The sequence below is a fragment of the Paraburkholderia xenovorans LB400 genome, assembly GCF_000013645.1.
GTDB classification, from domain to species: Bacteria; Pseudomonadota; Gammaproteobacteria; order Burkholderiales; family Burkholderiaceae; genus Paraburkholderia; species Paraburkholderia xenovorans.
In genome coordinates this window covers 1,067,506-1,086,122 of record NC_007951.1, presented here as the reverse complement: position 1 = coordinate 1,086,122, position 18,617 = coordinate 1,067,506, and the positions used below count along the sequence as shown (strand labels likewise).

General features: G+C 65.6%; 14 protein-coding genes and 1 pseudogene. 9 read left to right on the top strand and 6 right to left on the bottom strand.

The window, feature by feature from the left end; all coding sequences use genetic code 11:
- Positions 1–7 precede the first annotated feature (7 nt).
- Positions 8–1,096: an iron-sulfur cluster carrier protein ApbC gene (apbC, locus tag BXE_RS04710; protein WP_011487260.1), complete on the bottom strand. Its 1,089-nt coding sequence runs from the start codon at positions 1,094–1,096 to the stop codon at positions 8–10.
- A gap of 348 nt (positions 1,097–1,444) precedes the next feature.
- Here apbC and BXE_RS04705 point away from each other — a divergent pair, with 348 nt between their 5' ends.
- Together BXE_RS04705 and metG are read left to right on the top strand one after the other, a co-directional pair.
- The gene (locus BXE_RS04705) at positions 1,445–2,098 is read left to right on the top strand and encodes an OmpA family protein (protein WP_007175919.1); all 654 of its coding nucleotides are present in this window, start codon (positions 1,445–1,447) and stop codon (positions 2,096–2,098) included.
- A gap of 363 nt (positions 2,099–2,461) precedes the next feature.
- Positions 2,462–4,594, top strand: a complete 2,133-nt coding sequence (gene metG, locus BXE_RS04700; RefSeq protein ID WP_011487259.1) for a methionine--tRNA ligase — start codon at positions 2,462–2,464, stop codon at positions 4,592–4,594.
- A 135-nt stretch (positions 4,595–4,729) separates the two neighbouring features.
- Here metG and BXE_RS04695 read toward each other — a convergent pair whose 3' ends face one another.
- Together BXE_RS04695 and BXE_RS04690 are read right to left on the bottom strand one after the other, a co-directional pair.
- Positions 4,730–9,037, bottom strand: coding sequence for a translocation/assembly module TamB domain-containing protein (locus tag BXE_RS04695; RefSeq protein WP_011487258.1), 4,308 nt, complete (start codon positions 9,035–9,037; stop codon positions 4,730–4,732).
- Between the two features lie 28 nt (positions 9,038–9,065).
- Entirely contained in the window at positions 9,066–10,901 is a 1,836-nt protein-coding gene (locus BXE_RS04690) for an autotransporter assembly complex protein TamA (protein WP_011487257.1), read from the bottom strand.
- 396 nt (positions 10,902–11,297) lie between these two features.
- Here BXE_RS04690 and BXE_RS04680 point away from each other — a divergent pair, with 396 nt between their 5' ends.
- The 4 genes from BXE_RS04680 (at position 11,298) to panD (ending at position 13,822) form a co-directional block, all read left to right on the top strand.
- Positions 11,298–11,483: a DUF3460 family protein gene (locus BXE_RS04680; RefSeq protein WP_007175923.1), complete on the top strand. Its 186-nt coding sequence runs from the start codon at positions 11,298–11,300 to the stop codon at positions 11,481–11,483.
- Between the two features lie 4 nt (positions 11,484–11,487).
- Entirely contained in the window at positions 11,488–12,363 is an 876-nt protein-coding gene (locus BXE_RS04675; protein WP_007175924.1) for a segregation and condensation protein A, read from the top strand.
- 187 nt (positions 12,364–12,550) lie between these two features.
- On the top strand, positions 12,551–13,384 hold the full coding sequence (panC, locus tag BXE_RS04670; RefSeq protein WP_011487256.1) for a pantoate--beta-alanine ligase: 834 nt from the start codon (positions 12,551–12,553) through the stop codon (positions 13,382–13,384).
- Positions 13,385–13,435: 51 nt separating this feature from the next.
- Positions 13,436–13,822 (top strand): aspartate 1-decarboxylase, encoded by a 387-nt coding sequence (gene panD / locus BXE_RS04665; RefSeq protein ID WP_007175926.1) that lies wholly within the window; start codon positions 13,436–13,438, stop codon positions 13,820–13,822.
- A gap of 153 nt (positions 13,823–13,975) precedes the next feature.
- Here panD and BXE_RS04660 read toward each other — a convergent pair whose 3' ends face one another.
- Positions 13,976–14,614, bottom strand: a complete 639-nt coding sequence (locus BXE_RS04660; protein WP_007175927.1) for a ParA family protein — start codon at positions 14,612–14,614, stop codon at positions 13,976–13,978.
- A 211-nt stretch (positions 14,615–14,825) separates the two neighbouring features.
- Between BXE_RS04660 and BXE_RS04655 the strand changes: the two genes are divergently transcribed.
- Entirely contained in the window at positions 14,826–15,245 is a 420-nt protein-coding gene (locus BXE_RS04655) for a PaaI family thioesterase (protein ID WP_007175928.1), read from the top strand.
- Positions 15,246–15,325: 80 nt separating this feature from the next.
- Here BXE_RS04655 and BXE_RS47090 read toward each other — a convergent pair.
- Together BXE_RS47090 and BXE_RS04650 are read right to left on the bottom strand one after the other, a co-directional pair.
- A pseudogene (locus BXE_RS47090) lies at positions 15,326–15,448 on the bottom strand (DoxX family protein); the annotation flags it as partial.
- A gap of 78 nt (positions 15,449–15,526) precedes the next feature.
- Entirely contained in the window at positions 15,527–17,080 is a 1,554-nt protein-coding gene (locus tag BXE_RS04650; RefSeq protein WP_081435487.1) for a cobyric acid synthase, read from the bottom strand.
- 45 nt (positions 17,081–17,125) lie between these two features.
- Between BXE_RS04650 and cobU the strand changes: the two genes are divergently transcribed.
- Both cobU and cbiB read left to right on the top strand, forming a co-directional pair.
- Positions 17,126–17,680 (top strand): bifunctional adenosylcobinamide kinase/adenosylcobinamide-phosphate guanylyltransferase, encoded by a 555-nt coding sequence (cobU, locus tag BXE_RS04645; protein WP_011487254.1) that lies wholly within the window; start codon positions 17,126–17,128, stop codon positions 17,678–17,680.
- The gene (gene cbiB, locus BXE_RS04640; RefSeq protein ID WP_007175931.1) at positions 17,680–18,615 is read left to right on the top strand and encodes an adenosylcobinamide-phosphate synthase CbiB; all 936 of its coding nucleotides are present in this window, start codon (positions 17,680–17,682) and stop codon (positions 18,613–18,615) included. Before cobU ends, cbiB begins: the two co-directional genes overlap by 1 nt.
- Positions 18,616–18,617: the final 2 nt, after the last annotated feature.

Genomic DNA, 18,617 nt, shown 5'->3' with positions numbered 1-18,617 from the left:
CGTTTTCTCAGGTGTTCTGCACGACGATGTTCGGAAACTTCGACGTCATGTCGCGGGCCCGCTCGGCGATATGGATCGCCACCTTGCGCGCGATCGACCGGTAAATCTCGGCGATGCGCCCCTCCGGGTCCGCCACCACGGTCGGCTTGCCCGAGTCGGCCTGCTCGCGGATCGCGATGTCGAGCGGCAGGCTGCCGAGCACGTCGACGCCGTATTCCTTGCCCATGCGCTCGCCGCCGCCGGCGCCGAAGATATGCTCTTCATGGCCGCAGTTCGAGCAGATATGCGTGCCCATGTTCTCGACAATGCCGAGAATCGGAATGCCGACCTTTTCGAACATCTTGAGGCCCTTCTTCGCGTCGAGCAGCGCGATGTCCTGCGGCGTCGTGACGATCACGGCGCCCGTGACCGGCACGCGTTGCGACAGGGTCAACTGAATGTCGCCAGTGCCCGGCGGCATGTCGACGATCAGATAGTCGAGATCGTGCCAGTTGGTCTGCCGCAGCAGCTGTTCCAGCGCGGAAGTGGCCATTGGGCCGCGCCACACCATCGGGTTGTCCTGCTCGATCAGGAAGCCGATCGAGTTGGCCTGCAGGCCGTGACCGGTCATCGGATTCATCGACTTCTCGTCCGGCGACTCGGGGCGGCCGACGATACCCAGCATCATCGGCAGCGACGGACCGTAGATGTCGGCGTCGAGAATGCCGACGGAGGCGCCTTCGCTCGCCAGCGCCAGCGCGAGGTTCACGGCCGTCGTGCTCTTGCCGACGCCGCCCTTGCCCGACGCCACCGCGACGATATTCTTGACGTTCGGCAACAGTTTCACGCCGCGCTGCACGGTATGCGCCGCGATCTGCTGCGATACCTGGACACGCGCGTCGGCCACGCCGGGCACGGCGCGCAGCGCGTCTGAAAATTGCGCGCGGATCGCGTCGAATTGGCGCATGGCCGGATAGCCGAGTACCACCTCGACGCTGACCGTGTCATCCTGCACCGCGACGTTCTTGATATTTTTGGCCGCCGCGTACGGTAGGCCGGTGTTGGGGTCAGCGACGGCTGCGAGGGCAGCGTCGACCAAAGCCCGATCGATACTCATTGACACTCCGTGGGGAACACTCGCGGCGCGGTGGAATCGAAGTCTCCGCCACGCGCCGGAATTTGAAAGAAATTGTTAGACAGCATTGCGAAAACCCGGCGTGCCGGGCACCCTTCGGGCAGGCGGAACGCAATGGGGCCGCATCGCTGCGTGCTTAGCCATTATTGTAGTGGTTGGCGCCACGCCCTGCCGGAAGACCCTTCTTCACTGTCGGACCGAGGCTGAATAAGGCGTAGGACTTCTCGTATTATCGAGCCGGCGGCTTTACTGCCGTCATGTTCACCGTATAGATTTGTCGCTTGTCGCCGCCTTATCTGCCTGACTAGCTTCACTCAAGAGGACTCAAAAATGAATGCAAAAATCATGACTCGCCTGGCCGTCTTTGCCGTTGCCGGTTCGCTGCTGGCAGGTTGCGCCACCCAACAGGGCACCAACACGGCCGTAGGCACGGGCGTCGGTGCCGGCACCGGCGCGGCGCTGGGCGCCATCTTCGGCGGCGGCAAGGGCGCGGCGATCGGCGCGGGCGTCGGCGCGGCGGTGGGCGGCATCACCGGCTATAACTGGCAGGCCATTCACAACAAGCTGTCGGGCGCCACCAAGGGCACCGGCACGCAGATCACCGAACAGCCGGACGGCTCGCTCAAGCTGAACATTCCGAGCTCGGTCACGTTCGACACCAACAGCTACGCGGTCAAGCCGTCGTTCGCGCCAGTGCTGGACCAGCTGGCGCAGACCATGCAGCAGAATCCGGAGCTGATCGCTCAAGTGGTCGGCCACACGGACAGCACGGGCCAGCCGGCGTACAACCAGACGCTGTCGGTCAACCGTGCGGAAAGCGTGACCGGCTACCTGGGCCAGCGCGGCGTCGCGCCGCAGCGTCTGTCGGCACAAGGCATGGGCCAAACCCAGCCGATCGCCGACAACAATACCGAAGCCGGCCGCGCCGCGAACCGTCGCGTAGAAATCTATCTGCGCGCCACGGCTCAGCACGCCACGCAATAAAGACAGAACCTGGGGAGATTGGGAAAGCCGGTCGCCGGGGCTGCATCGCCGGCGACCGTGACGCTCCAGAAAACCGTGAAAGGCGGAGAACTGGAATCTCGCACGGGAACGAAAAAAATTTCGAACTCTGTGGAAAATCCGCTGTCTGTCTTTACGGTACGTGGCTGGCGAAGCCGCCGCGTCACCATTCTCCTCTTGTCGTTGTTGCTCCGGGGTTAATAACCCCGGTTTTTTTTGGGCGCCCGGTTTACGCACCGTCCGGCCCGCAACGACTCGCGCCGCGCCCCACGCGGCCCGCCCCGCGCCGGGCGCCTGCCCTGCTAGAATCAACGTTTCGTCCCACCGCAGGCTCCCACCATCCTTATGTCAGCACCCGCAACCGACCTCTCCGCAGGCGCGCCGTCAGGCCGTCGCCAGATTCTCGTCACGTCGGCCCTTCCCTATGCGAACGGGCAAATCCATATTGGCCATCTGGTCGAATATATCCAGACGGACATCTGGGTCCGGACGTTGCGAATGCACGGACACGAGGTCTACTACGTGGGCGCCGACGACACGCACGGCACGCCCGTCATGCTGCGCGCGGAGAAAGAAGGTCTCACGCCGAAGCAGCTGATCGACCGCGTCTGGCAGGAACACAAGCGCGACTTCGACAGCTTCGGGATTTCGTTCGACAATTACTATTCGACCGACTCCGAAGAGAACCGCGTTCTCAGCGAAAACGTCTATCTGGCGCTAAAGGAAGCAGGCCTGATCGACGCGCGCGACATCGAACAGGCGTATGACCCAGTCAAGGAAATGTTCCTGCCGGATCGCTTCATCAAGGGCGAATGTCCGAAATGCGGCGCGAAAGACCAGTACGGCGACAGCTGCGAAGTGTGCGGTTCAACGTATCTGCCCACCGAGCTGATCAATCCGTACTCGGTCGTCTCGGGCGCCACGCCGGTTCGCAAGACCTCGACACACTATTTCTTCCGTCTCTCCGATCCGCGTTGCGAAAATTTCCTGCGCGCATGGGTGGGCGGTCTGGCGCAGCCCGAAGCCACCAACAAGATGCGCGAATGGCTCGGCGACGCCGGCGAAGCCAAGCTCGCCGACTGGGACATCTCGCGCGACGCGCCGTATTTCGGTTTCGAAATTCCGGGCGCGCCGGGCAAGTATTTCTATGTGTGGCTGGACGCGCCGGTCGGCTACTACGCGAGCTTCAAGAACCTCGCCGAAAAACGCGGCCTCGATTTCGACGCGTGGGTTCGCAAGGGTTCGAAGGCCGAGCAGTATCACTTCATCGGCAAGGACATTCTGTATTTCCACACGCTGTTCTGGCCGGCCATGCTCGAGTTTTCGGGCCACCGCACGCCGACCAACGTGTTCGCGCACGGTTTCCTGACCGTGGACGGCGCGAAGATGTCGAAGTCGCGCGGCACCTTCATCACCGCGCAGAGCGTGATCGAGACGGGCCTGAATCCGGAATGGCTGCGCTATTACTTCGCGGCCAAGCTGAACAGCACGATGGAAGACCTCGACCTGAACCTCGACGACTTCCAGGCGCGCGTCAATAGCGATCTGGTCGGCAAATACGTGAACATCGCGAGCCGCGCGGCCGGCTTCCTGATCAAGCGCTTCGACGGCCGCGTGCAGGACAGCGCGATGCAGCATCCGCTGCTCGCCTCGCTGCGCGCCGCCGTGCCGCAAATCGCCGCGAACTACGAAGCCCGCGAGTACAACCGCGCGCTGCGCCAGACCATGGAACTGGCCGACGCGGTGAACGCATACGTCGACACCGCCAAGCCGTGGGATCAGGCCAAAGACCCGGCGAACGGCGTCGCGCTGCATGAAACGTGCAGCGTGAGCATCGAGGCGTTCCGCCTGCTGTCGCTGGCGCTGAAGCCAGTGCTGCCGAAGCTCGCCGAAGCGGTCGAAGGCTTCCTCGCCATCCAACCGCTGGTGTGGGCGGACGCCAACGTGCCGCTCAGTTCCACCCGGCCAATCAACGCGTACAAGCATCTGATGACACGCGTCGATCCGAAACAGATCGAAGCGCTGCTCGCCGCCAATCGCGACTCGCTGCAAGCCACGCCGGAAGCAGCCGCGCCGGCCGACGCCAAGGGCAAGTCGAAGGCAGCGAAAGCCGCCGCCGGCAAGGACGAAACACCCGGCATCATCTCGATCGACGACTTCGCGAAGATCGATTTGCGCATTGCGAAGATCGTCGACTGCAAGGCGGTGGAAGGTTCGGACAAGCTGCTGCAACTCACGCTCGACGTCGGCGAAGAGAAAACCCGCAACGTGTTTTCCGGTATCAAGTCGGCGTATCAGCCGGAGCAGCTGGTCGGCAAGCTGACGGTCATGGTCGCCAACCTCGCGCCGCGCAAGATGAAGTTCGGCCTGTCCGAAGGCATGGTGCTGGCCGCCTCCGCCACCGACGAGAAAGCCGAACCGGGCCTTTACGTGCTCGAACCGGACAGCGGCGCGAAGCCGGGCATGCGCGTGAAGTAAAGCGCGCGGCGGCTTGCGCTGCAGGCGCGAATAAAAACGGCACGCTCTTAAAAGTCGTGCCGTTTTTTTTGCTGTGCCGTTTTCTGCCGCGCTTTTTTTGCCCGGCCGCGCAGATTCAAGCCCGCATCGCGCACATCACCAGCGGATCCGGTCGAAGCGCCGCGTGTACAGCAGATCGAGGCCGTCGAACGTGCCGCCATAAGCCGCAACCGACCAGTACCGCGTCAGGTTGACTGTCGCCTTGATCGCATTGCTCGCCGACTGCAGCCCCTGTTCGTAGCCGATCACGAGCCACTCGTTGATCGCCTTCGACACCATCACCACCTGCGGATCGGTCAGCCCGACTTCGCTTCGTCCGATCGAAAACTCGTCGAGCCCGAAAGTCTGCGCGATCCGCTTGCCGCTCGCGCTGCCGAGCAACGCGAGCGCCGTCGTCATGGTGCTCTGCTGACCGAGGTTGTTGCCCTGATCCGTGCCATGACCGAACAGCAGCCACGAGAGCTTTTCGTTATCCGGCACGTTCGGTTCGGACACCAGCTTCGCGGTCGGGAATTGAACCGTGCCCGTGACCTGCACGCCCGCCTCGACCTGCTGGTTGCGGCGCATGGCCAGGATGTTGATGCCGGGATTGGCCACCGGACCGTTGAACGTGAAGAAGCCGTTCTCGATATTGAGCTTGCGGCCGAACGCGGTATAGGTCGAACCCGGCGTGACAAGCACGTTCCCCACTGCGCGCAGCGGCAGATTCGGCGCGCTCATGGCGGTGATCGTGCCGCTCAGTCCCAGGTCGGCGCCCTGCCCGCGGAAGCGGAAGCTGTTGCCCAGGTTGATGTCGATATTGGCGCGCGGCGCGAACGGGCCGATCGGCCGGTTGGTGCCCGCCACGGGCCGCGGCCGCTCGCCCGCCACCGAACCGTCGGGGCGCACCACCACCACGTCGTCGCCGAGCTTCGGCGCGGACTGCTCCGGCATGTCGAACAACGCGTGATCGACCACGAATTTACCGTTGATCTCCATGCCGCCCAGCGTCCCGCCGTTCGCCACGGTCGCGCTGCCCGACAGCGACAGATTGCGATCCGGCGCCGCGAACAATTCGAGCTTGTCCGCGACGATGCTCGCGGTCAGGTCCGGCTGCGCGCCGTCCAGACGCACGCGCCCGGTGGCGCGCAGCGTGCCGCTCGCGCCGTGGAATTCGACCTGCTGGAAGTCCACCAGATTCTGCGAGAGCGCGATGCGCACCACGCCGTCCTTCAATTGCACGCCCTGGTCGACCATCGTCGCGGAAATTCCGTCGCCGAGCAGCGAGCCGGTCAGATTCGGTTTGGCGACGGTGCCGCCGAGCGCGAGCTTGAGCGCGAGGTGGCCGTCGAGCAGATAGCTCGGACCGAACAGGCCGCCGGTCGTTTTCAGCGACGGCACATTGGCGTTCACATTGCCGGTGAGCGCGCCCTCTTCGCTCACGGTCAGGAAGCCGTCGCGCATGACCAGCGTGGTGTGCGCGTCGGCGTCGATCACGCCGATACGGCTTGCCTGCGCGTGCACCGTGGCGTTGAGGCGGTTGCCGCCGCTGAACTCGGCGCGCGCCGTGATATCCGAAATGCCCAGGGAAGCGAGGCCCCGGCCGATCTCGACCGTGACGTCGCCGCTACGGCGCTTCAGCTGGATGTGGCCGCTCGCCGTGCTGCCGAGCGTGAAGTCCCAGTCGCCGTCGAACACCAGGTCGGTTTTGACGATCGGCGGCTCGCCGGTGATCTGGCGCCGCAGATCCTGAAGACGCACGGCCGAAATGTCAGTCAGGCTGCCCGCCGACTGAATCTTGCCGTGGTCGAAGGCGAACGTTTTCAGGCTCAGCACCGCGCCTTCGAGCGTGAGCTTCGTCGCGCCGAGCGTCAGGCGCTGCGGCCCGGCGCTGACGGCGAGCGGCGACTCCAGATTGAACGACGGCGTGCCGCGATTCTGCAAGCGCGTGACCGTGCCGTCCCAGCGCGTGCCTTCGCGCGCTTCGGTCAGCTTGCCGTTGGCGGCGAGCGTGAGATCGAGCGGACGGTCCTGCAGCTTGCCGGTGGCCGCCGCCTCCAGCGTGTGATTGGCGCGCGTGCCGGACAACCGCGCCGTGAGCGTGCTCAGATCGACGCCGCCCGTGCTGACATTGCGTGCGTCGGTGGTGAAGACGAGCGCGCCGTTCGCGCCGTCGCGCAGTTCCGCGTGGCCTTCCGCATGGCCGATGCGGTTGCTGCTGAACACCACGCTGTCCGCCTTGTAGTTCAGCACCACATTCGGATGCGCGAACGAGCCGGTGATATCGCCGTCGGCAGCGACGAGTCCCGCCAGACCGAAGCCGAGGCGTTCCAGTTCCGGCGCGTCGACGCGAAACTTCAGCCGGTCGCCGCGCGCGCCGAAGCTGCCTTGCAGATCCACCTGATTGCCCGCCACCGAGAGGTTCGCACGGCTCGGCAGGATTCGCGAGCCCGCCAGTTGGACCGTGCCGCTACCGGTCAGCGGCAGGCCGTCGTACACGCTCGGACCGAGTTTGAAGTCGGCCCTGGTCGTGAAAACCGGGCCGAGCATGCCGGCCGCGGTGAGCGTGCCGTTCACGCGCGCCTCGATCTTGCGGGCGGGCGGCGCGCCGCGCTTCGGCGCCGGCGTTTTGCGCTGGACCACTTCGGCTCTGACCGCTGCCTTCGCGGTGTTTTTCACGGCGGCGGCGGCTTTGTCGGCGGGCGCCGCGCTCTTTGCGCCGGCGGTACTGCCGGCTTGCGCCGCGGCCTGTGCCGTTCCGCTCTTTCTCGCCGTGCTCGCCGCCGGTGCCGGGCCGGCTACCGGCGTGCGCGACGGCATCTGCGAAGCGAGCGTCAACGGATCGAAATCGGTCAGTTGCGCTTTCAGGTTGTAGGTGGAGTTCGCGTCGTGCTTGAGTGCGCCGGACAGATCGATGCGGCCTTTGCCCGACGTGATGCGCACGTCGTTGAAACTCATCCGCGCGGGGTCGAAGGTAATCTTGCCCTGGGCGCGCAGCGCCGCTTTCGGGTCGACGAGGTCGAGCGTGACGCTCTGCACGTCGTCGTTCAGACGAACACCGATGGGACCGGAAAGCTGCGTGGGCCGCACCGTTGCCTGCAGCGCATTCAGATCGAGCCCGGCGACCTGCAGATCGAACTGCCCATGCTTGCCGCTCAGCGCGCCGCCGCCGGTGAGCGTGGCGCTCTTCACGAGGCGCACGTTCAGGTTCGAGATGCGCTGCGTTTCGGCGTCGAGCCGCACGTCGGCTTTGGCATCGATCAGCGGCAGCAGGTTCTGGTCGATCGCGCCGGGCCTGGCGTTGACGATCGAAACGTGGCCGGCGACCGCAAAACCGGCAGTGCTTTTGCCTGACGCGTGGGGCTGAGCGCTGTGTCCGCCGCTTGCGGCAATGGCATGCTGTGCTGCGCTGGCCGTATCCGCGGCGCTCGCTCCCGCCGCGTCCGCACCCGCCACACCTTGCCCGACCGGCTGCAACTCCGCCCGCACGGCGAGATCGGCCTGCGGCGCGCCCGGCGAAAATGCCTGCGGGTTGATGTGATCGAAAGTCAGCGTGGCGCGCCGCAGAGGCACGTCGCCGAACGGCTCGGCCTCGACCCTGGCGTGGCCCGCGAGCTTCATGCCGCTCGCATCGAGCTCGGCGATCAGATTCTCCAGCGAGCCGCTCAGATGCCCACCCACCTGCACCGCCTCGTTGTTGACCTTGCCCGAATAGCCGATGTCCCCGCTCAGCGGAAACGGCCGCACGCCGTCGAGCCTGGCGGCCGCCGTCACCGCGCCGAACGGCGTGTCGAGCCGCTCGATGGCGGCCTCGTGATGCCGCCCGTCGCTGCGTCCATGAAAAACGAAGCGCGAGAATTCGGTCGTCGACGCGCCCTGGTGCAGCAACAGTTTGTCGACCTGAACGTCGCGAATGTCGAGCTGGATGGGCAAGCGCAGATCTTGCGGCAGCTTCATCGGCCCGCTGCCCGACGACGAAGCGCCGATGCGCGCATCCACTGTGCCGACATGCAGATAGTCGACCGTGAAGCGCCACGGTTGGCGCGCGAGCGCCCAGCGGCCCGCCACGCGGTCGATCTGAATATCGGTGCCGCTACCGTCGAGGCTGCGCCAGCGCACCTGCCGCAATTGCAGGCCGTTGGCGAGCGCGCCGCTTTCAAGCGTGCCGCTCAGCTTGCCGCCCAGCAGCTTCACCGCCGCCTGCCACGCGTAGGCGGTGCCGCGCTCCGTGGTCAGCGCGCCATACAGCAAGCCTGCCGCCAACGCGAGCAACAACACGACCACGGCCACCGTCCACGCGAGCGTTTTCAGCAGCAACCGGCCGAGCCGACGCCTGGGCGGAGGCCCTTCGGGTGGCGGCTGCTGCCCCGGCGGATGAGCGCCGGGCGGCTGTGCGGGAGGTTGGGCGGAAACGTCCGTGGTCATGCGTGGATCATGTAGAAGCAGGTTTCCATCAGAAGGCGATGCCGAGCGTCAGATACGGCCGCACGCTGCGGTTGCGGATCCCGTAGGCGACGTCGACATTGACCGGGCCGACCGGGCTGCGCCAGCGCGCCCCGACGCCGACGCCCGGATAAAAGACTTTTTCGCCCCACGTATCGGTGGCGGTGCCGACATCGAAGAACGCAGCAGCGCCCCAGTCGTGGTTGAACCAGTGCTGGTACTCGGCCGACGCCGTGACGAGGTACTTGGTGGGCAGCACCGAGCCGTCGACGTTGTTACCGATGCTCTGATAGCCATAGCCGCGCACCGAATTCGACCCGCCCGCGCGAAACAGCAGCGAGGCCGGAATGCCGCTCGACGGGCCGCTCGTGAACACACCGCCCAGTTCGGCGCGAATCAGCACGAGGTCTTCCTTGCCGATCGGCAGGTACTGCTGGCCGCGCGCGTAGCCGCGAATGAAGGTCTGGTCGGTGAGCACCCCTTTGACCGCGAAGCCCGCCTCGACGTGAATCAGGTTGCCCGTGCGCGGGAACAGCGGGTCGTCGGTGTTGCGCCGGGTCCATGACCAGGACGGCACCAGCGCGCGGCTCGTGGTCGGCGCGGCCGCGTTCTGGTCGAGCCGGTCCTGATAGAACAGGAGCGCGTAGTTGTAGTCGATGAACTGCGAGGTCCGGGCCCGCTGCACGCCGCCGCGAATACTGTAGATGCGCGTGTCGGAAACGTCGGTCGTGGTGTAGGAGGCCAGCATGCTGTTGGTCCACGCGCGCCGCCCCGGCGGCATCGAGAGCTCGATTTGCCCGTATTGCTGGATCTGGTCGACGCGGCCCTCGACAGTGAACGGCCAGGCTTTGCCGAATGTATCGAGATACGAATAGGCGCCCTGGACCAGCGGACCGTTGTCCGTGGAATAACCCACGCCGCCGCGAATGCTGTTGTACGGATATTCCGACACCTTCACGTGCATCGGCGTCTCGACCGGTTTGGCGGGGTCGCTATCCACGTCGATCGCGACGCTCGCGTAGTACGGCGTGTTTTGCAGCTGCCGCTGCAATTCGGCGACGCGCTGCACGTCGTAGATATCGCCCGCCGAAATCGGGTTCACGTTCTCGACGATCCGTTCCGGGTAGCGCAGCGTGCCCGATACGTCGAGCTTGCCCATCGTGAAGGTTGGCCCGCTTTCGTAGGTGACCGACAGTTTCGCTTCGTGCGTGCGCGGATCGACGCGCGCCTCGGAGTGGTAAATCTTCGCGCCCAGATAGCGGCGCGCCTGCAAGGCCTTGAGCGACGCGTTCTTCGCGTCGTCCCACCCGCCTTGCGAAAACGGATCGCCTTCGTGCAGCGAAAACGCGAAGCGCGCGGCGTTCTCCTGCGCCGGGTCTTCGGTCAGCACCGGCCCGCGAAACGACAGCGAAATCGACGAGATCACCGTTTGCGGACCGGAATCGACGCTCACGGTGACGCGCTTCGTATCGTCGATGGTGCGCACGTCGGTGCGCACGACCGGCGTGAAATAGCCCTGCGTGGAAGCCAGATCGCGCACCTGCTGAGGCGTGGCGGTGATCAGAAACTCGAACTGGTCGTCGCTGATGTCCGGACGTTTGGCGAAACGCGCGATATCCAGATGCGCTTCGAGCAGCTTGCGCAGCGAGCGCGGCGTGGCTTCGATATCGACCTTGTAGCTGGCTGCCGCTTTCGCGGCGTGAGCGTTGCCGGCCGCCAGCGTCAGCATGACGAGGCCGAATGCCAGCCACGCGCGCAGCCAGTGCCGCATGGGCGCGACAGGCCCACGCCCGAAACCGGCCTTGCCGCGCCGCAGCCGCGGCTTGTCGATCGCACACCCCGCCAAACAGGACCTCCGGCCGTGGTTGATGAATTCTGTCGCTCAGGCGCGCCGCGGCGGCCGAAGCTCGCTATTTGACCACATCGGCATGATGCCGCGAGATCTCTAAAAATGGGGGCGCCGCGTGCGGCGGGCCTCGCCGCCGGATTCGCGCGCGGCGCGGCACGCCGGCGAAGACCTCGACGCCCGCGCCGCATCCAGCGACGCCGCCCCCCAGGCGACGCGCCCGCCTTTGACGCACACCGCGCCGCGCGGGTTCCACGTATTTTCGAGCGCCGGCCGCCCGGCGCTGCCGCCGTTTTTCGCCCGCGCGCCGCGCATGCGGTAAAATTCTGGAATAGCAGTGGTGCCCGGCGAATCGCCGCCAGGACCCGCCAATTCCCATACCACGGACGTCGAGCCATGTATCAATCGGACATCACCCAGTTCCTGAACCAGCTCAAACAGCAGAAGCCCAATCTGGAAGCCGAACAACGCCGCGGCCGCGCGCTGCTGTGGGACAAACAGCCGATCGATCTCGAAGAACGCGCCGAGCAGAAAGCCTCGCGCGTAGAACAGACGCCTTACTCGTACTATCAAAACTTCTAAGCGCGTGAGTCACGCCGACGAGGCACACGGCGCTCCGCCGGCCCCCGCCGACGCCGCGCTGGCCGCGCCCGCCACCGATTCGACACCCGACACCGTCGACGGCATTGCTTTCGCACGCCTGTACGGCGAGCCGCTCTTCAAGCTGCCAACGGATCTGTACATTCCGCCGGACGCGCTGGAGGTGTTTCTCGAAACGTTCGAAGGGCCGCTGGATCTGCTGCTGTACCTGATCCGCAAGCAGAACTTCAACGTGCTCGACATTCCGATGGCGGACGTCACGGTGCAGTACCTCGGCTACGTCGACCAGTTGCGCCAGACCAATCTCGAACTCGCGTCCGAGTATCTGCTGATGGCCGCGATGCTGATCGAAATCAAATCGCGCATGCTGCTGCCGGTCAAGAAGGCGGACAGTGGCGACGAAGCCGAAGATCCGCGCGCGGAACTGGTGCGGCGCCTGCTCGAATACGAGCAGATGAAGCTCGCCGCGCAGCGCATCGACCAGTTGCCGCAACTCGGGCGCGACTTCCTGCGCGCCGAGGTCTACATCGAGCAAAGCATCACGCCGCGTTTTCCCGACGTGAACAGCGAAGACCTGCGCGCCGCTTGGGCCGACGTGATCAAGCGCGCCAAGCTGGTCCAGCACCACCGGATTTCGCGCGAAGAGCTTTCGGTGCGCGAGCATATGAGCTCGATCCTGCGGCAGTTGCAGAACGCGCGCTTCATCGAGTTCTCCGACCTGTTCGACACGAGCAAAGGCGTGCCGGTGGTCGTGGTGAATTTCATCGCCGTGCTCGAACTGTGCCGCGAATCGCTCGTTGAAATCACCCAGGCGGAACCGTTCGCGCCGATCTATGTGCGCCTCGCCTATCTGCCGGCCTGAGGCCCTCAAACGAGGCCCGGTTCCGCCCGGCGGGAGAAGAAGCCTCTTTTTGGTGCCGCAGCCGTCCAAATCCACTACAATCCCGCGCTCCGAACCTGTCATTACCAGTGAGGCGGCGGCCCGCGCGATTCCTTAGGGTTTTGCGTCCACCCAGTCTCGCGCCGCGCGAGGAAATCCCTGTCCGATCATGAAAGTCATCAGCTCGATCCATGAATTGCGCGACCAGTTGCGCGGCCAGAATCGCACCGCGTTTGTGCCGACTATGGGCAATCTGCACGAGGGTCATCTGTCGCTGATGCGCCTCGCGCGCCAGCACGGCGACCCGGTGGTGGCCAGCATCTTCGTCAACCGGCTGCAGTTCGGTCCGAACGAGGACTTCGACAAATACCCGCGCACGATGGAAGCGGACATCGAGAAGCTGCAGAAGGAAAACGTCTACGTACTGTTCGCGCCGACGGAAAAGGACCTCTATCCGGAGCCGCAGGAGTACCGCGTGCATCCGCCGCACGATCTGGGCGATATCCTCGAAGGCGAATTCCGGCCGGGCTTCTTCCAGGGCGTGTGCACGGTGGTGATGAAGCTGATGTCGTGCGTGCAGCCGCGCGTCGCCGTGTTCGGCAAGAAGGACTACCAGCAGTTGATGATCGTGCGCCGCATGTGCAACCAGTTCGCGCTGCCCACCGACATCATCGCCGCCGAAACCGTGCGCGATGCCGACGGCCTCGCGCTCAGCTCGCGCAATCGCTATCTGCAGGCCGCCGAGCGCGCCGAGGCGCCGAGGCTGGCCGCCGAACTGAATCAGGTGCGCGAAGCGGTGCTTGGCGGCGAACGCGACTTCGCAAAAATCGAGCGGGCGGCAATGGCGGCTCTCGCCGCGCGCGGCTGGCAACCCGACTATATCGCCGTGCGCAAGCGCTCGAATCTGCTGCCGCCGGGTCCGGAAGACGCGAATGCGGAACTGGTGGTGCTGGCCGCCGCCAGGCTCGGCGCCACCCGTCTGATCGACAACCTCGAAATCTGAAACCGTCTTGCACGGGCGTCGACACGCATTAGAAATCACACAGGATTGGTCATGCAACGCAACATGCTGAAGTCGAAGATCCACCGCGTCGCGGTCACGCACTGCGAACTGCACTACGAAGGTTCGTGCGCGATCGACGAAGATTTGCTGGAAGCGGCGAACATCGTCGAAAACGAGCGGATCGACATCTGGAACATCAACAACGGCGAGCGTTTCTCGACCTACGCGATCAAGGGTGAACGCGGCAGCGGCATGATCTCGCTGAACGGATCGGCGGCGCGGCGCGCGCAGCTGGGCGACCTGGTGATTATCGCGGCGTTCGCGGTGGTGGACGAAGCGGAGCTGAAGGCCGGCTGGAAGCCGGACCTCGTGTTCGTGGACGACAACAACAGGATCAAGGGCAGCCGCGATCACGTGCCGACGCAGAACTGGACCTGAACGCGCTGCCCTGGTTTGCCGGCAGGTTCGCTAGCAGTTCACCCCATATCCGCCGCGCGCGCCCCCAGGAAGTCACCGGGGAATTCACCGCGCGGCAGCTCGACGTAGCGGGTGGCACAGCGCGGGGGGCACACAGCCGCCCGCCCTGCCGCCTCAACCCTTCCTGCCGGCCCCGCTAGTCCATTCGACGATCGGCTGCCACTGCTCCAGATCCTTCTCCACACGGCTTTTCGCCACGTCCCACAACGTCAGCCCGTGGGCCGCCAGTTGCACGTAATTCTGCGTATCGCGCAAAAAGCCCAGCACCGGCAGTTTCAGCCCCTCGACAAAGCGATGCAGTTGCTCCGCCGAGCGCGTGCGCGCATCCACGCGCATGCCGACCACGCCGATTTCAATGGCGCCTTTCCTGACCGCTTTCTCCTTGGCCAGCCGTTCGAGGAATTCCTGGGTGGCGAGAATATCGAACATGGACGGCTGGAGCGGCACGATCACCTTGTCGGCCAGATCCAGCGCGATATTCAGGCGATTGCCGTGCAGCCCGGCCGGTGTGTCGATGACAGCATGCTCCAGTCCTTTGGGCGGTTTGACCGGCGCGTCCAGATTGACTTCCCAGGTTTCGATGGCCGGCAGCGTGTCGGGCCGCAGCGACAGCCACGCGTGCGCGGACTGCTGTTTGTCCAGGTCCGCCAGCGCGACCCATTCGCCGGCCGCCGCGAAATAGCCGGCCAGATTGGTGGACAGCGTGCTTTTGCCCACGCCGCCCTTCGGATTCGCCACTACGATCACCGTCATGAATTCTCCCGGAAAGAAGGCTGGATGCCGCCAGCCGGTTTGCCGCGTATCTGGTCTGACATGCGCAAGTGTGCCCGGATCCGGACTGGTTTTCAGGCCCACCTGCCGGTCCAGCCGTTGATAATATCGACAAATGCACGTTGGCCGAAGCCCCCAAACGGCTAATTAGCCGCCGTGCACCGCCGATTTTTCCAACCAGGACCCGAATCTCATGAGCAAACTGCGCCCGGAATACACCGTCGAACACCTTCACGAACGCCAGAAAGGCTCGCTGCCGGGCCTGCTGGGCGTGCATGTCGTGTCGCTGGAAGAAGGCGCGCTGACCGCGGAATTGACCGTGCGCACGGAACTGCTTGCGCCGAACGGCTTTTTGCATGCCGCCACCGTGATCGGTCTCGCCGACACCGCCTGCGGCTACGCCTGCCTCGCGCATCTGCCGGAGACGGCGCGCAATTTCACGACGATCGAAGTGAAAAGCAATTTTCTCGGCACGGCGACGGAAGGGACGATCCGCGCGGTCGCAAAGAGCGTGCATCTGGGGCGCAGCACGCAGGTTTGGGACGCCACGGTCACGGATCCGAAGGGCAAGACGATGGCGCTGTTCCGGTGTACGCAGATCGTGTTGTATTGATTGGGCGATGGTAGAACCACGCCATGAAAAAAGGCACGCAGCCCTGCGGCGCGTGCTTTTTCAACCCTCCGCCTAACCGCTCAGGCGGCCACCGCCCGCGGCGCCTTCACCCCACCGAGCGGCAGCGCCTGCACCACCGGTGTCACGGCCCAGAACGCCGGATATTCCCAGCCGCCGTTCGGCGACGCGAAATCCCAGCCGTTGTGCGAAGCGAAAAACCATCTTCCAGGCTTTGATTATTTGCCGACAAGATTGGATCTGATCCTCCCCGTGGAACCCAATCAACCAATCGCAGCAAAGAGTTTCGCCAGATCGAGGTGCTCGGCGAGCGTGTCCGCAAGGCGTTCCAGCGACGCCTCGCGCAACGCCGGGTAGTCGATTGCCTCTGCATCGCTCAGGCCCGCCCACGCCAGCAACGCCGCACAGGCGGCCGGCGTGTCGAACAGGCCGTGCACGTAGGTGGCGAGAATCTGGCCATCGGCGGAAATCGCGCCGTCGGGGCGGGCATCTTGTGCGTCGCCCAATTGCAGCGCGGGCGTGTCCAACGCCGGCCCGCGCGTCTCGCCCATATGGATCTCGTAGCCGGCCACTTCCGGCGCACCGGGCAACGCGAGGTGGCCGGTCACGTTCTTCAGCGTCTTGTCGCGCGTGAGCACCGTCGAGTAATCGAGCCAGCCGAGTCCCGCGGACGCACCCGGCGCGCCCTCCACGCCATGCGGATCGGCCACTTCGCGCCCAAGCATCTGCATGCCGCCGCAAATGCCGATCACCCGGCCGCCATAGCGCAAATGCTTTTGCAGCACCGCATCCCAGCCCTGTGCGCGCAAAAACGCCAGGTCGCCGGGCACGTTCTTCGAGCCCGGCAGAATGATCAGATCGGCCGGCGGCGGCGGTGTGCCGCTGCGCACGTAGTGGAAATCCACCTGCGGATGCGCGCGCAACGCGTCGAAGTCCGTGTGATTGCTGATGTGCGGCAGCACCGGCACGACCACCCGCAGCATGCGCGCCGCCCCGCCGCTGTGCGCCGCGCGCAATTCGGGCGGCAGCATGTCTTCGGCGTCGAGCGTCAGGCCGTGCAGATAGGGAACGACGCCGAGCACCGGCTTGCCGGTTTTCGCTTCGAGCCAGTCCAAACCGGGCTGCAGCAAACTGAGGTCGCCGCGAAAGCGGTTGATGATGAAACCGCGCACCCGCGCCTGCTCGCTCGGCGACAGGCACGCGAGCGTGCCCGTGAGATGCGCGAACACGCCACCGCGGTCGATGTCGGCCACCAGCACGACCGGGCAATCCACGGCCTCAGCAAAACCCATGTTGGCGATATCGCGGTCGCGCAGATTGATTTCGGCGGGGCTGCCCGCGCCTTCGACGAAAATCGTGTCGTACGCCGCTTGCAGACGCGCATACGATTGCAGCACGGCTTCGAGGGCGACGGGCTTGTAGTCGTGGTACGCACGCGCGTCGAGATTCATGCGCGCCTTGCCGTGGATGATCACCTGCGCGCCGCGGTCGCTGGTCGGCTTGAGCAGCACGGGGTTCAGATCGGTGTGCGCGGCAATGCCCGCGGCCACCGCCTGCAAAGCCTGCGCGCGGCCGATCTCGCCGCCGTCCACGGTCACCGCGCTGTTGAGCGCCATGTTCTGCGGCTTGAACGGCGCGACCCGCACGCCGGCGCGGCGCGCGAGCCGGCACAAGCCGGCGACCAGCGTACTCTTGCCCGCGTCGGAGGTGGTGCCCTGGATCATCAGCGTGCCGCGCGGCACGGGTACGGCGTCATGCGAGGTCGAAGTGGTGGTCACGGAATCCTGGGCCTGGCGGTGAACGGACAAGCGCCGCATTATCCCATCGCGCCGGCCCGCACTGCACGCCGGTACAATCACGCGATGACTCCCCGCGACCTCACCTTCGTTCTAGGCGGCGCCCGTTCGGGCAAGAGCGTGCACGCCGAACGGCTCGCCACCGGCAGCGCCCTGCCCGTCACCTACATCGCCACCGCGCGCGTCGCGGACGACGCCGAATTCAGCGCGCGCATCGCCCATCATCGCGAGCGGCGTCCGGCGCATTGGCAACTGGTCGAAGCAGGCGGCGATCTCGCCGGCGCGGTCACGCAAAGCGACGCGCCCGGCCACTGCATCCTGATCGATTGCCTCACGCTGTGGCTCGCCGGCCTGCTCTGTCCGCCCGAAGGCGACGCCCTGCCGATCGACCGCTATCACGCGCAGGTCGCCGCGCTCGAAACGGCGCTCGTCAACGCCAAAGGCAAGCTGATCGTGGTCAGCAACGAGATCGGTCTGGGTGTGGTGCCGCTCGGCGCGGCCACGCGTCTTTACGTCGACGAACTCGGGCGGCTCAACCAGCGCATCGCCGCGCTCAGCACCCAAGCCACGATGATGGTCGCCGGCCTGCCGCTCGCGCTGAAAACCGCGAGCCGCGCGTGATGCTGTCGCTCCCGCTACTCGTGACGCTGGCCACCGCGGGCGTCGTCGTCGACCGTTGGTTCGGCGAGCCGAGTCTCGCTCATCCGCTGGTCGGGTTCGGCAAATGGGCGACGCGTCTCGAAACGCGCTACAACACCGGTCGCCGCTTGCGGCTCAAAGGGCTGCTCGCGTGGTCGCTGGCCGTGCTGCCGCCTGTGCTGATCGCGTGGTGTCTGGTTGCCGTGCTGCCGTTTTTCGCGGCCTGCGCGCTGCATGTCGCGTTGCTGTGGTTCGCGCTCGGCGCGCGCAGTCTGCACGATCACATTGCGCCGATCGCGCAGGCACTGGCGCGGCGCGATCTTCCGCAAGCGCGCCTGCTGACCGCGCGGATCGTCTCGCGCGAAACCGCGAACGCGGACGAAGCTGCGCTGTCGCGCGCCGCCGTCGAATCCGCGCTCGAAAACGGCAACGACGCGATCTTCGGCGCGCTGTTCTGGTTCGCCATCGCGGGCGGTCCGGGTGCGCTCGGGTTTCGTCTCGCCAATACGCTCGATGCAATGTGGGGTTATCGCACGCCGCGCTATCTGCGCTACGGCTGGGCCGCCGCGCGTATCGACGACGTGCTGAACTGGATTCCCGCCCGTCTGACCGCCGCCAGTTACGCACTCCTCGGCGACACGCGCACCGCGTGGCGCTGCTGGCGCGAACAGGCGCCGCGCTGGGACAGCCCGAACGCCGGACCGGTGATGGCAGCCGGCGCAGGCAGTCTGAACGTGCTGATCGGCGGCCCGGCGGTTTATCACGGCGCGCTCGAACATCGCCCGATGCTCGGCTTCGGACGCGAGGCCAAGGCCGGCGACGTGAACGCCGCGTTGTTGCTGGTCGAGCGCACGGTCGTTCTGTGGCTCGCCGTGCTGATCGTGCTGGCGCTGCTGAGCGTGCCGTTTCATGTGTGACG